At 66.4% G+C, this 14,215-nt stretch carries 14 protein-coding genes and 1 pseudogene; 5 read left to right on the forward strand and 10 right to left on the reverse strand.

The features are described 5' to 3' along the window. From G3N97_RS39675 to G3N97_RS28785, 7 genes are all read right to left on the reverse strand, one after another. On the reverse strand, nucleotides 1–880 hold an 880-nt coding region (locus G3N97_RS39675), incomplete at its 3' end, for an MJ0042-type zinc finger domain-containing protein (RefSeq protein WP_241030887.1). Between the two features lie 130 nt (nucleotides 881–1,010). After that, the gene (gene prmA, locus G3N97_RS28760; protein WP_074987381.1) at nucleotides 1,011–1,907 is read right to left on the reverse strand and encodes a 50S ribosomal protein L11 methyltransferase; all 897 of its coding nucleotides are present in this window, start codon (nucleotides 1,905–1,907) and stop codon (nucleotides 1,011–1,013) included. A gap of 3 nt (nucleotides 1,908–1,910) precedes the next feature. Further along, nucleotides 1,911–3,278, reverse strand: coding sequence for an acetyl-CoA carboxylase biotin carboxylase subunit (gene accC, locus G3N97_RS28765; protein ID WP_124262248.1), 1,368 nt, complete (start codon nucleotides 3,276–3,278; stop codon nucleotides 1,911–1,913). Between the two features lie 215 nt (nucleotides 3,279–3,493). After that, on the reverse strand, nucleotides 3,494–3,952 hold the full coding sequence (accB, locus tag G3N97_RS28770) for an acetyl-CoA carboxylase biotin carboxyl carrier protein (protein ID WP_205996371.1): 459 nt from the start codon (nucleotides 3,950–3,952) through the stop codon (nucleotides 3,494–3,496). A 103-nt stretch (nucleotides 3,953–4,055) separates the two neighbouring features. Further along, on the reverse strand, nucleotides 4,056–4,508 hold the full coding sequence (gene aroQ, locus G3N97_RS28775; protein WP_065060389.1) for a type II 3-dehydroquinate dehydratase: 453 nt from the start codon (nucleotides 4,506–4,508) through the stop codon (nucleotides 4,056–4,058). 194 nt (nucleotides 4,509–4,702) lie between these two features. Continuing rightward, nucleotides 4,703–5,254 (reverse strand): TlpA disulfide reductase family protein, encoded by a 552-nt coding sequence (locus G3N97_RS28780; protein ID WP_124262249.1) that lies wholly within the window; start codon nucleotides 5,252–5,254, stop codon nucleotides 4,703–4,705. A gap of 24 nt (nucleotides 5,255–5,278) precedes the next feature. After that, a complete protein-coding gene (locus G3N97_RS28785) occupies nucleotides 5,279–5,920 on the reverse strand; it encodes a UDP-N-acetylmuramate--alanine ligase (RefSeq protein ID WP_205996372.1) in 642 nt (213 codons plus the stop codon). A gap of 243 nt (nucleotides 5,921–6,163) precedes the next feature. Here G3N97_RS28785 and mpl point away from each other — a divergent pair, with 243 nt between their 5' ends. From mpl to mtgA, 5 genes are all read left to right on the forward strand, one after another. Further along, entirely contained in the window at nucleotides 6,164–7,564 is a 1,401-nt protein-coding gene (gene mpl / locus G3N97_RS28790; protein ID WP_065060386.1) for a UDP-N-acetylmuramate:L-alanyl-gamma-D-glutamyl-meso-diaminopimelate ligase, read from the forward strand. Further along, the gene (locus G3N97_RS28795; protein ID WP_205996373.1) at nucleotides 7,561–8,136 is read left to right on the forward strand and encodes a YqiA/YcfP family alpha/beta fold hydrolase; all 576 of its coding nucleotides are present in this window, start codon (nucleotides 7,561–7,563) and stop codon (nucleotides 8,134–8,136) included. The genes mpl and G3N97_RS28795 overlap by 4 nt, the downstream gene beginning before the upstream one ends. 103 nt (nucleotides 8,137–8,239) lie before the next feature. Continuing rightward, on the forward strand, nucleotides 8,240–10,387 hold the full coding sequence (locus G3N97_RS28800; RefSeq protein WP_205996374.1) for an RNB domain-containing ribonuclease: 2,148 nt from the start codon (nucleotides 8,240–8,242) through the stop codon (nucleotides 10,385–10,387). After that, nucleotides 10,384–11,292 (forward strand): shikimate dehydrogenase, encoded by a 909-nt coding sequence (aroE, locus tag G3N97_RS28805; RefSeq protein ID WP_205996375.1) that lies wholly within the window; start codon nucleotides 10,384–10,386, stop codon nucleotides 11,290–11,292. Before G3N97_RS28800 ends, aroE begins: the two co-directional genes overlap by 4 nt. Nucleotides 11,293–11,325: 33 nt before the next feature. After that, on the forward strand, nucleotides 11,326–12,078 hold the full coding sequence (gene mtgA / locus G3N97_RS28810; protein ID WP_205996376.1) for a monofunctional biosynthetic peptidoglycan transglycosylase: 753 nt from the start codon (nucleotides 11,326–11,328) through the stop codon (nucleotides 12,076–12,078). Nucleotides 12,079–12,188: 110 nt separating this feature from the next. Here mtgA and queF read toward each other — a convergent pair whose 3' ends face one another. The 3 genes and pseudogenes from queF to G3N97_RS28825 form a co-directional block, all read right to left on the reverse strand. Then, nucleotides 12,189–13,013, reverse strand: a complete 825-nt coding sequence (gene queF, locus G3N97_RS28815) for an NADPH-dependent 7-cyano-7-deazaguanine reductase QueF (protein WP_205996377.1) — start codon at nucleotides 13,011–13,013, stop codon at nucleotides 12,189–12,191. Next, a complete protein-coding gene (locus G3N97_RS28820; RefSeq protein ID WP_176081911.1) occupies nucleotides 13,010–13,978 on the reverse strand; it encodes a 5'-nucleotidase in 969 nt (322 codons plus the stop codon). The genes queF and G3N97_RS28820 overlap by 4 nt, the downstream gene beginning before the upstream one ends. A gap of 12 nt (nucleotides 13,979–13,990) precedes the next feature. Further along, nucleotides 13,991–14,215, reverse strand: a pseudogene (locus tag G3N97_RS28825) (threonine ammonia-lyase, biosynthetic); the annotation flags it as partial.

The raw sequence follows: 14,215 nt of genomic DNA on the forward strand, positions 1-14,215 counted from the left end.
CGGCGCGCGCGGACAGCGACGGTTCGGGATCGGCGGCGAACGACGCGGCGGCGGCCGGGCTGCGGGACGCAAGCGAAGGCTCGACAGGCTCGCCTGTCGCCGACGCTGCAGCCGGAGCGGACGTGGCCAGTTCGGGCTCGACGCGCGTCCAGCGCATGGCGGGCGGGAACGGTTCGGCTGGTTCCGGCGTGGGCGCGGGCGTAGAAGCAGCAGGAGATGCGGGCTGAGCCGGCTGCTCGGGCGCGAACTCGCGCGGTGCAGACGGCTCGCTGCTCTCGCTCGCGTGCTTCAGTTCGACACCGGGCGTGACGCCGAGCGTCGCGCCGAGCGTCGCGCCGGGCGCAATGCCGGGACGCGGCAGATTCTGCGCGGTGTACTGAAGATTCGGATCGATGCGGCTATCGGGGCGCGGCGCCCACGGATTCCAGCCCGGATTGGCGAAGTCGGGCGCGGGCTGCGCGGCGGCGTCTGGCGCGGCGAAGTTCGCGGCAGGCGCATCCGGCTGCGTCCATTCCTGCGTGTTCGGTTGATCGTGCTGAACGTGCGGCGCCGGTTCGCTCACGGGCGCCGGGGCTTGATAAGCGGGCTGCGGAGTCGGTTGCGGAGTCGGCGGTGAAGCGGTTTGTGACCCCGCCGAAGCAACCGCAGCCGCTGCGGAAGCCTGTGCCGAACCCGGCGAAGCGAGGCTCGCGGCGATATCGGCGGCAACGGGAACGGCCTGCGAGAAATCGCCGTTTTCAGGCACCTCGTAAAGGCTGCCCGATGCGTCGAACGCTTCCTGGCAATGGCCGCAGCGCACGAGGCCGCGACGCGCGGCGAGGTGTGCGGGCTGGATTCGGAAGACGGTTTCGCAGAAGGGACAGCGCGTTGCCAGGAGCATGAGTGCCGTGGAACCGGAAGGTTGGCGATACCCGCCATTCTACTGGCAATCCACGGAGCCCTACGACTCCTGGCGATGCGCCTGGGGCACGATCAGGCGCGATGCGCCCGGACCTGCCCCGATCGGTGCGTTATGCGCGGCGCGTGCCGGCCAGACAAACCCAGCCTTCGTGCTCGCGCCAGACCGAGATGTCGATCCAGCGCTCGTACACTTGCGCGACTTCCTCGGCTTGACGCGCGAGGATGCCCGAGAGCGCGAGGCGGCCGCCCGGCTTCACGCGCGACGAGAGCATCGACGCCATCAGCTTGAGCGGATTCGAAAGGATGTTGGCCACGACGATGTCGAACTCGCCCGCCTTGAGGTCGTCGGGCAGGCCATAGGTCACGTCCGCGCGATTGCGTTCGCTGTTATGGCGCGCCGACTCGACCGCCTGCGGATCGATGTCGATGCCGATCACCGGATTCGCGCCGCACTTCTGCGCGAGGATCGCGAGAATGCCCGAGCCGCAGCCGTAATCGAGCAGCGAGTTGCCCGGCTGCACGTGCTGCTCCAGCCACTCCATGCACAGACGCGTGGTGGGGTGGCTGCCGGTGCCGAACGCGAGGCCCGGATCGAGTTCGAGCACGAGCGCGTCCGGATCGGGCGCGTCATGCCACGACGGCACGACCCAGATGCGCTGGCCGATCTGGATCGGATCGAACTGCGACTGCGTGAGCCGCACCCAATCCTGTTCCTCGACTTCACGCAGCGCGAACTTCGGCAGCGCGGCAAGACCGAGCTCGTTCGACGCGGCCGCGAGCAGCACTGCGGGATCCTGATCGTCGGCGATCAGCGCGATCACGCGCGAATGCTGCCACGCGGTGCGCTCGGGCGTGAGACCCGGCTCGCCGAAGAGCGGCTGCTCGTCGGGCGTGTCGGCGTCGGCGTCTTCCACCGACACCGAGAGGGCGCCAAGCTCGAGCAGCGCGTCGGAGAGTTCCTCCGCGCGGTCGCGCTCAAGCTCGACGATCAGTTCCCGGTAGCTCATGAATTACGCTTCGTCCTTCTTCACCGACTGACGCTCGGCCAGACGGCTTTCGAGGTAGTGAATGCTCGTGCCGCCTTCGACGAACTTGGCGTCGAGCATCAACTCGCGGTGCAGCGGAATGTTGGTCGAGATGCCTTCCACGACCATTTCCGACAGCGCGATGCGCATACGCTGGATCGCCTGCTCGCGCGTCGCGCCGTAGGTGATCAGCTTGCCGATCATCGAATCATAGTTCGGCGGCACGAAATAGCCATTGTAGGCATGCGAATCGACGCGCACGCCAGGACCGCCCGGCATGTGCCACGAGGTCAGACGGCCCGGCGACGGCGTGAACTTGAACGGATCTTCCGCGTTGATACGGCACTCGATCGAGTGGCCCTTCAACTGGATGTCGCGCTGGCGGAACGCGAGCTTCTCGCCGGCGGCGATGCGGATCTGTTCCTGCACGATGTCGATGCCGGTGATCTGCTCGGTGACCGGGTGCTCGACCTGCACGCGCGTGTTCATTTCGATGAAGTAGAACTCGCCGTTTTCGTACAGGAATTCGAACGTGCCCGCGCCGAGGTAGCCCATCTTCTTGCAGGCGTCGGCGCAACGGTCGCCGATGCGGTCGAGCAGGCGGCGCGCGATGCCCGGCGCCGGCGCTTCCTCGATCACCTTCTGGTGGCGGCGCTGCATCGAGCAGTCACGCTCGCCGAGCCACACGGCGTTCTTGTGCGAGTCCGCGAGAATCTGAATTTCGATGTGACGCGGATTCTCGAGGTACTTCTCCATGTAGACCTGCGGGTTGCCGAAGGCGCGGCCCGCTTCTTCGCGCGTCATGTTGACCGCGTTCACGAGCGCCGCTTCGGTGTGCACGACACGCATGCCGCGACCGCCGCCGCCGCCCGAAGCCTTGATGATGACCGGGTAGCCGATCGTGCGCGCGATCTTGACGATTTCTTTCGGATCGTCCGGCAGCGCGCCTTCCGAGCCCGGCACGCACGGCACGCCGGTCTTGATCATGGTCTGTTTCGCCGTGACTTTGTCGCCCATCATGCGGATGGTTTCCGGACGCGGACCGATGAAGGTGAAGCCCGATTGCTCGACGCGCTCGGCGAAGTCGGCGTTTTCCGAGAGGAAGCCGTAGCCGGGGTGGATCGCTTCGGCGTCGGTGACTTCGGCCGCGCTGATGAGCGCCGGCATGTTCAGATAGCTCAGGTTCGAAGGCGCCGGGCCGATGCAGACCGCCTCGTCGGCGAGCTTCACGTACTTGGCTTCCTTGTCGGCTTCCGAATAGACGACGACCGTCTTGACGCCGAGTTCGCGGCACGCGCGCTGGATGCGGAGCGCGATTTCGCCACGATTGGCAATGAGGATTTTTTCAAACATGGTGGGTATTCGACTCATCAATGGGCGCCGCAGGACGAAGCGAGCGGGCTGCCTTCGAGTATCGGTCGCGCTTGCGCCGCGTGGCGGCGTTCTGTCTGCCAGCCTGGCAGCGAACGCGCGGCGGCGGCGCTAGCGGAAGGGCGCTCACGCGGCGGATGTGGTCTTTGTCGACCCGATGCCGCGCGGCGCGCCGGCCGTTCTTGCGTTGGGCGCGCTTACGCGACCACGAAGAGCGGCTGGCCGTATTCGACTGCCTGGCCGTTCTCGACGAGGATTTCCTTGACCACGCCGGCGACGTCCGACTCGATCTCGTTGAGCAGCTTCATCGCTTCGATGATGCACAGCGTCTGGCCTTCCTTGACCGTGTCGCCAACCTGCACGAACGGGTCGGCGCCCGGCGACGGCGCGCGGTAGAACGTGCCGACCATCGGCGACGTCACCACGTGGCCTTGCGGCACGGCCGGCGCGGCGGCGGGCGCAGCGGCTTCACCGACGTGGGCCGGCGCGGCGGGCGCGCCCATGGCCGGCGCTGCGAATTGCGCGGTCGGCTGCACGTAAACCGGCGGCGCGTTCTTGACGATGCGCACCTTGCCTTCGCCCTCGGTCACTTCGAGCTCCGAGATGCCCGATTCGGAGACGAGGTCGATCAGAGTCTTCAGCTTACGTAGATCCATGGTGCAGCCCCTTTGCTTTGAATACGTGAGGTGCCGGGGCGCAAGCGTCCCGGCACGGGATTGGTGTTGTCTTTCAGAGTGCGTCGGTCATCCGGCGCAGGAATCAGGCCGCGGGCCTGGCAGCGAGCCGGTCCAGCGCGTACTCGAGCGCGTAGAGATAACCCTTCCAGCCGAGGCCGCAGATCACACCTTCGGCCTGGTCGGAAAAATACGAGTGATGCCGGAAGGCTTCGCGGCGATGCACGTTCGACAGATGAATCTCGACGAACGGGATGGCCACGCCTGCCAGCGCATCCCGGATGGCCACGCTGGTGTGCGTGTACGCAGCCGGGTTGATCAGGATGAAATCCGTTTGTTCCGTGCGGGCCGCCTGAATGCGGTCCACCAGCGCGCCTTCGTGGTTGCTCTGGAACGTGGCCAGCTCCACGCCGGCGTCGGCGGCACGGTCGGCGAGCGCCTGATCGATCTGCGGCAGCGTCACGCGCCCATAGACCTCCGGTTCCCGGGTGCCGAGAAGATTGAGGTTGGGGCCGTGCAGAACCAGCAGTCGCGTCATGGTCGCTTCTTTTTCCGTGGAATTGCGCGAACTTTAGCGCCGATTAGAGAAATTTGTCTAGTTTTCCAAACGGCCGATATGCCCCTCTGTTCGCTGAATTGCCGGTGTGAGGGTTGAACTTCGGCTAAATGCGCCAATTTTCCCGGCAAATTGTGCCGTACGGCCGTTAAGCTCCGGTCAATTCTTCGGGCGCGTCAAAGTGCGTCGAGCGTGCGCCGAAGTTCGTCCGGTTTGATTTGGCCTAATTTTGTCGCACGAACGGCGCCGTTGGCGTCGATTACCACCGTGTAAGGAAGGCCGCCGGCGTTGTTGCCGAACGCGCGCGCCACGTCTGCGCCGCCGAATCCGGCGATGTAGATCGGGTAGGCCACCGGCACTTTCTTGAGGAAAGTCTTGATGTTCGCCGCCGAATCGACGCCGAGGCCGACGAACTGAATGCCCTTCTTCGCGTACTCGCGGTGCAGCGCCGACAGCTCCGGCATCTCCTCGACGCACGGACCGCACCACGACGCCCAGAAGTTGACCACGATCGGGTGGCCCTTGTAGATGGAGAGCGACTGCGGCTTGCCGTCGGGCGTGGTCACGGCCGCCGACCAGAGCTGGTCGACCGCGTTCTGCTTGCCCGTGATCGACGCCGCGTCGGCGACTCCGGCGCTGCCGCCGCTCGCGTAATGCCCTGCCAGAATGCCGCCCCCGGCTGCCACCGCCGCGACTGCGACGCCGGCCAGAATCCGTTTCGTGTTCATTGCTGCGCTCAAGCTCACTATGAATCAGGTGGTGGAGGTCGCGCCGCTCTCGTCGATCAGCGCCTGGAGTGCCCGCGCGTCCGCGCGCGGCAGACGCCCGCGCGGATCGGCGCGCACGGCGCCACGCAGGTCGTCGGTATTGTAGAGCGCGAGGTGAATGCCGACCGGTTCCTCGTCGCGCGACGGCTTCCAGAGGAAGCTCAGCGTCTCCACATAGCCGCGTGCGGCGAAGTGGCGCGTTTCCGAAACGTCGTATTGCACGTTCGCGTTCAGGAGCCAGATCGCGACATCTTTCGCGTTGTCGCAAAAGATCTGCAGATGGATGTCGGAGTGCTCGCCCGCCGTACCGTTCAGCACCGCGCCGGTCAGGAACGGATTGAAGCGCGCGAGCTGCAGCATCCAGTCGAGCGCGATCTCGCGCAGCCGCCGCAGCACCGCCGGCTGGCTTTCTCCCATGAAAAGGGCCTGATATTCGCGGATTTCTTCCTCGATCTGATCGTTGTCGGGGAGCCAGGCGCCTTCGATGCGCGCGTCCCCCGCCACCTGCCGCGCGGCCTTGCGCTTGGCGGTGGCGTAATCGAGGCCATCTTCGGCGATCATCCGTGCTGCCGCGATGGCGATTTCCTCGCGCACGCGCTGGGGATCGAAATGTGATCTGCGAACCATGCGCCCATCATACTAGAGAACGTCGTGCGTTCCCGGCGGCGGCCGCGCGGCGATGCGGCGGTGCAGCAGGGCCCGGCGCCGCTACGCACATGCCGGTACGCCCACGCCGGTACGCCCGCCCCGGCGAAAAAGCCGCAGGCGCTCGGGTACAATAGCGTTCTTTGCTCCGGCGGCCAGGCGCCGCCGTCCTGCTTTCCCCATCCCTGTAACCCTTTCACGACGCCCACGCGGCGCGACAGGCTTATGCACATCCATATCCTCGGCATCTGCGGCACGTTCATGGGCGGTCTCGCCGTGCTCGCACGCAGCGCGGGCCATACGGTCACCGGCTGCGACGCGGGCGTGTACCCGCCGATGAGCACGCAGCTCGAAGCGCAGGGTATCCGCCTGATCGAGGGTTATGACGCGAGCCAGACCGAGCTCAATCCCGACCTGTACGTGATCGGCAACGTGGTGTCGCGCGGCAATCCGCTGATGGAGGAGATCCTCAATCGCGGCCTGCCGTACACGTCCGGCCCGCAGTGGCTCGGCGAGCACGTGCTGCGCGACAAGTGGGTGCTCGCGGTGGCGGGCACGCACGGCAAGACCACCACGAGCTCGATGCTCGCGTGGCTGCTCGAAGACTCGGGCCTCAATCCGGGCTTCCTGATCGGCGGCGTGCCGCTGAACTTCGGCATCTCGGCGCGTCTGACCGATTCGAGCTTCTTCGTGATCGAAGCCGACGAATACGACACGGCCTTCTTCGACAAGCGTTCGAAGTTCGTCCATTACCGCCCGCGCACCGCGGTGCTGAACAATCTCGAATTCGATCACGCCGACATCTTCCCCGATCTCGCCGCCATCGAGACGCAGTTCCACCATCTCGTGCGCACGATTCCGGGCGTGGGCCGCGTGGTCTCGAACGGTCGCAGCGAGGCGCTCGATCGCGTGCTCGCGCGCGGCGTCTGGAGCGACGTGGAGCGTTTCGGCGTCGACGGCGGCTGGCAGGCGCTGCCGGCCGAAGAGGGCGTAACGGTCGACGAGCGCTTCGCTGTCTATCACCATAGTGAACGCGTGGGCGTGGTCGACTGGCAGATCCAGGGCGAGCACAATCGCCAGAACGCACTCGCGGCGATCGCCGCCGCGCGCAGCGTCGGCGTGCCGCCCGCGCAGGCCGCGCAGTCGCTGTCGTCGTTCCGCAATGTGAAGCGCCGCATGGAAGTGCGCGGCAGCGTCGACGGCGTGACCGTCTATGACGACTTCGCGCACCATCCCACGGCGATCGAAACGACCGTCGCCGGTCTGCGCACGCGCGTGGGCCGCGACAACACGCGCATCCTCGCGGTGCTCGAGCCGCGCTCGAACACCATGAAGCTCGGCGTGATGAAGGCGCAATTGCCGGGCAGTCTCGCCGACGCCGACCTCGTGTTCGGTTACGGCGCGCCCGCCGGCAAGGACGCGCTCGGCTGGGATCTCGCGGGCGCGCTCGCGCCGCTCGGCGAGAAGGCGCAAGCGTTCCACGACCTCGACGCGCTGGTGAAGGCGGTCGTGGCGGCCGCGCGCCCCGGCGACCAGGTATTGGTGATGAGCAACGGCGGCTTCGGCGGCGTGCATCAAAAGCTGCTCGACGCGCTTTCGGCGAAAGCCGGCCGGAGCGCGGCGTGATCGTCTATCTGCACGGCTTTCGCTCGTCGCCGCAATCGTTCAAGGCGCGCCTGCTGGCGGCGCGTCTGGCCGAACTGGGCCGCGCGGACGAATGGCTGTGCCCGACGCTGCCGGTCTCGCCCGACGAAACGATCGAACTGGTTGAACGCGAGATCGCGCAGAAAGCCCGGCCGGGCGAGCGCATCACGCTGCTCGGCAGCTCGCTGGGCGGCTTCTTCGCCACGCAGCTTGCCGAAAAGCACGGCTGGCGCGCCGTGCTGCTGAATCCGGCCGTGGTGCCGGATCGCGATCTGTCGAAGTATCTCGGCGAACAGCCGTTGTGGCACGGCGGCGGCAGCATCGTCGTCGAGCCGCGCCATCTGCAGGAACTGCGCGCCCTGGCCGTCGCGCGCATCACCCGGCCCGAGCGTTACTATCTGATCGCCGCGACCGGCGATGAAGTGCTCGATTACCGCGAGATGCTCGCGCACTATCCGGGTGTGCAGACGCATCTGATCGAAGGCAGCGATCACGGGATCAGCGAATTCGCCGATTACGTCGACGAAGTGATCCGTTTCTGCGACGCGCCTTGAGCGTCGTCTTTCGTTCGCGCCGCGCGCGCGAACGCCTATATGTATACAGCACCGTCTGGGCGCGCCGCGCCCGCGGTCGAAGCAAGTCAGACGAGAGTGTTGAGTGAACGTTTTCTTTGAGGAATCGGGCAGTTTCAAGGCCGGCAGCGTGCTGTCGAAGCAGGGCGATGCGTTTCAGGTCGAGTTGCCGGGCGGACGCCGCGCGAAAGTGCGCGCCAAGGACGTGCTGATCGAGTTCGAGAAGCCCGCCGCTGCGGATCTGTTGGAGCAGGCGGACGCCGCCGCACAGGAAATCGATCTCGATTTCCTGTGGGAATGCGCGCCGGCCGAGGAATTCACCTACACCACGCTCGCGAGCGAGTACTTCGGCGAAACCTATGGTCCGGTCGAGCGCGCCGCGCTCGTGCTGCGTCTGCACGGCTCGCCCGTGTACTTCCGCCGCAAGGGCCGCGGCCAGTATCAGCGCGCGCCCGAAGAGCAGCTCAAAATGGCGCTCGCGTCGCTCGAACGCAAGCGTCAGCAGGCGCTCGTTCAGGCCGGCTACGAAGACGAACTGAAGGCGGGCCGTTTGCCCGAGGCGCTCAAGGACAAGGCGCTCGGCCTGCTCACGAAGCCGGACAAGAACACCATCGAGTACAAGGCGCTCGAGGCGGCCGCCGCCGCGCGTGGCATTTCCATGCCGCGCCTGATGCTCGAATGCGGCGGCATCGCTTCGCCGCGCGCGCTGCACGAAGCGCGTTTCCTCGCTGAATTCTTCCCGCACGGCACGGGTTTCCCGCCGGTCGCGGTCGGCGCGCTGCCCGACTGGCTGCCGGACGCGGTCGAGCAGGTGCAGGCTTTCTCGATCGACGACGTCACCACGACCGAAATCGACGACGCGTTCTCCATCGAACATCTGGCCGACGGCCGCGTGCGCATCGGTATCCACATCGCGGCGCCGGCGCTCGGCATCGCACGCGGCGACACGGCGGACGCCATCGCGCGCACGCGTCTGTCGACGGTCTACATGCCCGGCGACAAGATCACCATGCTGCCCGACGATTTCGTCGACGCCTTCACGCTCAAGGAAGGCGGCATGCGCCCGGCGCTGTCGCTTTACTGCCTCGTGAACCGCGAGACGCAGGAAATCGTGGCGACCGAAACGCGCGCCGAGCGCGTGTTCGTGAAGAGCAACCTGCGTCACAACACGCTCGACGAAGTGGTGACGGAAGAAACGCTCGCGGCGGGCACGGGCGAATATCCGCACAAGGACGACATCGCCGTGCTGTGGCCGTTCGCGCAGGCGCTGTTCGAGAAGCGCCAGGCCGCGCGCGCCGGTTACGGCCTGCGCCGCGAAGTGCAGCGCAACACCGACTACAACTTCTACGTGGAAGGCGAGCACGTCAACATCACGCCGCGCCGCCGCGGCTCGCCGCTCGACATGATCGTCGCGGAACTGGCGATTCTCGCCAACTCCACGTGGGGCGCGTTCCTCAACGATCACGGCGTGCCGGGCATCTACCGGACGCAGCGCGCGTTTGGCGCGCCCACGGGTCCGAAGCGCACGCGCATGCAGACCAACGCCGCGCCGCACGAAGGCCTCGGCGTCGCGCAGTACGCGTGGAGCACGTCGCCGCTGCGCCGTTACGTCGACCTCGTGAACCAGTGGCAGTTGCTCGCGTGCGTGGAGCACGGCGTGGCCGCCAAGCTGGTCGCGCCGTTCAAGCCCAAGGACGCCGACCTGTTCGCCGTCGTGCAGGGCTTCGACGAAACCTACACGGCCTATGCCGATCACCAGCGCCGCATGGAGTACTTCTGGTGCCTGCGCTGGCTCCAGCAGGAAATGCGCGGTGACGGCGGCGTCGAGCCGCGTCGCGAATTCCCGGCGACGGTCGTCAAGGACGACCTCGTGCGCTTCGAGGAAGTGCCGCTGCTGATGCACGTGCCCGCGCTCGGCGTGCACGCGCGCGGCACGCGTCTGATGATGGAAGTGATGTCGATCGACGAGCTGACCATCGAGGCGTCCGTGCGCATGCTGCGCGTGCTCGACGCGCCGGTCGTGACGAGCGGCGAGCAGCCCGAGGAAGAGTCGGGCGACGACGAAGAGCTGATCGAAGCCGCCGACGATTCCGCGCAGAGCGAAGCGGAAGCGCTCGCCGAATCCGATGCAGCGGATGGCGCCGGCGACGCCGCGGCCGATGCGCAGGAAGACGCGGGCGAACAGCAAGCAGAACAGCAGGCAGAACAGCACGAGACGGAGCCGCGCGCATGAGCGCCGATCAGACGCAAATGCCGACGCAAACGCAGCATCGCGACCGCTATGCGGTCGTCGGCAATCCGGTGGCGCACAGCAAATCGCCGGCAATCCACGCGCAATTCGCGCAGGAGACCGGTGAAGCCGTCGACTACGACCGGCTGCTCGCGCCGCTCGACGGTTTCGTCGAGCACGTGCAGGCGTTTCGTGCGGCGGGCGGGCGCGGTCTGAACGTGACCGTGCCGTTCAAGCTCGAAGCGCACGCGCTCGCGCATCGTCTGTCGCCGCGTGCGGCGGCGGCGGGCGCGGTGAATACGCTGCGCTTCGACGAAGACGGCATTTTCGGCGACAACACCGATGGTTTCGGTCTCGTTCGCGACATCGAGGTGAATCTGGGCGTGTCGCTCAAGGGCGCGCGCGTGCTGCTGCTCGGTGCGGGCGGCGCGGCGCGCGGCGTCGTGCTGCCGATGCTCGAATGCCTGCCGCGCGAGATCACCATCGTCAATCGCACGGCGCAGAAGGCGCATGCGCTGATCGAGCAGTTCGCGGGTTCGGCGCAGACGTTCGGTTGCCTGATCAACGGCGGCGGTCCGCACGCGGTCGATCCGAAACCCTACGACGTGATCGTGAACGCGACGGCGGGCAGTCTCGACGCCGCGCTGCCCGAATGCGACGACCGTGCATTCGGCACGGCAACGCTCGCGTACGACATGATGTACGGCGCCCAGCCGACGGTCTTCATGCGTCACGCCGAATCGCTCGGCGCGCGCGCCTCGGACGGTCTGGGCATGCTGGTCGAGCAGGCCGCCGAATCGTTCTTCGTGTGGCGCGGCGTGCGTCCCACGGGCGCGCCGGTGCTCGCCGCGCTGCGTGCGCAAATCGCGGCACAAGCGGCGCAGGCCGCGCAGGCCGCGCAGGCCTGACACCCGCAGCAGCGCTCACGGGAGACGCGATCCATGCGCACAGCGGCGGCAAACCGGCGGGTGCAGCGCACGCAAGGCCGAGTCGGCGCGCTGCGCTGGATCGTCTACGCGGCGCTGGTGTTCGGCGTCGCGTGGATCGCGCTGCAGTTCTACTATTTCGCGCAGATCGCCGCGTGGAATGTCGTCGATCCGCAGTCGACGGCGTTCATGCGCACCGATGCGGCCGGCCTCGCCGCCGATCATCCGAACCTCGACATCCAGCATCAGTGGGTGCCGTACGATCAGATCTCGCGCAACCTCAAGCGCGCGATCATCGCGTCCGAGGACGCCAACTTCGTCAATAACAACGGCTACGAAACCGACGCCATCCTGCAGGCGTGGGAGCGCAACAAGAAGCGCGGCCACATCGTGCGCGGCGGATCGACGATCACGCAGCAACTCGCGCGCAACCTGTTTCTGTCGCGCGAGAAAAGCTATATCCGCAAAGGCCAGGAACTCATCATCACGTGGATGCTGGAGACGCTGCTCGACAAGGAGCGCATCTTCGAGATCTATCTGAATTCGGTGGAGTGGGGCAACGGCGTCTACGGCGCGCAGGCGGCGGCGCGCTACTACTACCGCACGACGGCGGCGAAGCTCACGCCTTGGCAGTCGGCGCGGCTCGCGGTCATGCTGCCGCGTCCCAAGTATTTCGACGAACATCGCAATTCGGCTTATCTTTCGCAGCGCGCGGGCGTGATCGCGCGGCGCATGGGCGCGGCCGAGCTGCCGCCGTCGCAGCAATAGCGATCGCTTCGTTCACCGATCCTCGCGGATAAAAACAAAGCGCCGGTTTTGCCGGCGCTTTGTGCTTTCCATGACGTGCTAACCGCGCGCTAACTGCGCGCAAACCGCGCTTATTGACGCGCCAGTCGCGCGTTGTCCGGCATCGGCATGTTGAAGTTGGTGCGGAACGGATTGATGTCGAGTCCGCCGCGTCGCGTGTAGCGCGCGTAGACCGCGAGGCGATCCGGTTTGCACTCGCGCAGGATGTCCATGAAGATGCGCTCGGCGCACTGCTCGTGGAAGCCCGTGTGATTGCGGAACGAGATGATGTAGCGCAGCAGGCCGGCCTGATCGATCTGCGGCCCGACGTAGTGAATCTGCACGCTGCCCCAGTCGGGCTGGCCGGTCACCGGGCAGTTCGACTTCAGCAGATTGGAGACCAGCGTTTCCTCAACCGGCGACTCGTCGAGCGCGGCCTTCAGCAGCGTGGCGTCCGGGTGATAGATCTCGGCGTCCAGGTCGAGGCGGTCGATCGAGAGGCCGTCGAATTCCTCGAACGCAATCTTGCCGAACGCGCCCGGCTGATCGAGCTTCACCGACACCGATGCGCCGCACGCCGCCGATACGTCGCGCTTGAGCACGTCGCGCACGTCGTCGGCGGACTCGAATTTGGTCTGCGCGAACGAGCCCAGATAGAGCTTGAACGACTTCGATTCGACGATGTTCGGCGAATCGGCGGGAATGAAGAAGGTGGCGATCGCGATCTGCGGCTTGCCGCGCGCATTGAGCCACGACAGCTCGTACGCGTTCCAGATATCGGTGCCGAAGAAGGGCAGTTGCGCGCCGATGCCGATCTGTTCACGCGCGCCCACACGCGGGATCGGAAACAGCAGCTTGGTGTCGTATTGCTCGGTGTAGCTGGAAGCCTTGCCGAGCGGCGATTGTTCGGGAGTCATGATGCGCTGGTTTCGGTAATGACGCCGGGCGCGCCCTTGAGGGACGCCGCGCCGGCGGGATTCGCCACGCCGCTCGCCACATGTCCGGTCGCCGTGACCGAACGGGCCGATTCGCAATGGCGGATCTGGTCGTCGAAGAAAAAATCAGGTTCGAACTCGCGCAGGAACGGGCCTTTGTCGAGTCCGCCGAGGAACATCGCTTCGTCGATTTCGATGTTCCAGGCCATCAGTGTGCGGATCGCGCGTTCGTGCGCGGGCGCCGATCGCGCCGTGACGAGCGCGGTGCGGATGCGCATCTTCGCGTTCGCGTCGGCGAGATTCTGCAGCCGGTGCAGCGCTTCGAGCAGCGGCTTGAGCGGACCTTGCGCGAGCGGCAGCTCGCGATTGTCCCGTTCGTGGCTTACGAACGCGCCCAGGCCGTCGCGCTGGAAGATCTGCTCGGCTTCGTCGGAAAACAGCACCGCATCGCCGTCGAACGCGACGCGTATTTCCTGCGCGTTGCGTTCCGCCATTGTCGCCGAATTTGCGCCGGTCGGTGGGAACACGCGCGCGGCCGGAAAGCCCGCGTCGAGCGCGCCGCGCACGTCGTCGGGATTCGCGGAGAGAAACAGCGACGCGTTCAGCGGCTTGAGGTAATGCCAGGGCTCGCGGCCGCGCGTGAACACGCCGCGCTGAATGTCGAGGCCGTGCTCGCGGCACGAGTTGAACGTGCGCAAGCCGCTGATCGGATCGCTGCGCGAGAGGATCACGACTTCCACGTGATGCGCGCCGTTGTTCAGCGCGAGCAGCTTGCGGATCAGCGCGAACGCCACGCCGGGGCGTGCGGGCACGTGCAGGCGCTCGCGCTGCAGCGACTCGTAGGCGTGCAGGTCGCCGGCTTCGTACACGCCGTTCTCTTCCTCGAAGTCGAACAGCGCACGTGACGAGATCGCGACGACCAGCTTGTCAGTGAGCGAAACGGCCATGATCGTCGGCCTTTACGAGAGGAACAAGCGATACGCGGGATTCTGCGTCTCTTCGTAATGCGGATAACCGAGCGTGGCGAGGAAGCGGCGGAACTCTGCGTCTTCAACCTCCGGCACCTGAATTCCGACCAGAATCGAGCTGTAATCCGCGCCCTGATTGCGGTAGTGGAACAGGCTGATGTTCCAGTTCGGCGCCATCGACGACAGGAAGCGCATCAGCGCGCCCGGGCGCTCCGG

Origin of the sequence: Paraburkholderia sp. Ac-20347, assembly GCF_017104805.1 — a bacterium.
Lineage (GTDB): Bacteria > Pseudomonadota > Gammaproteobacteria > Burkholderiales > Burkholderiaceae > Paraburkholderia > Paraburkholderia tropica.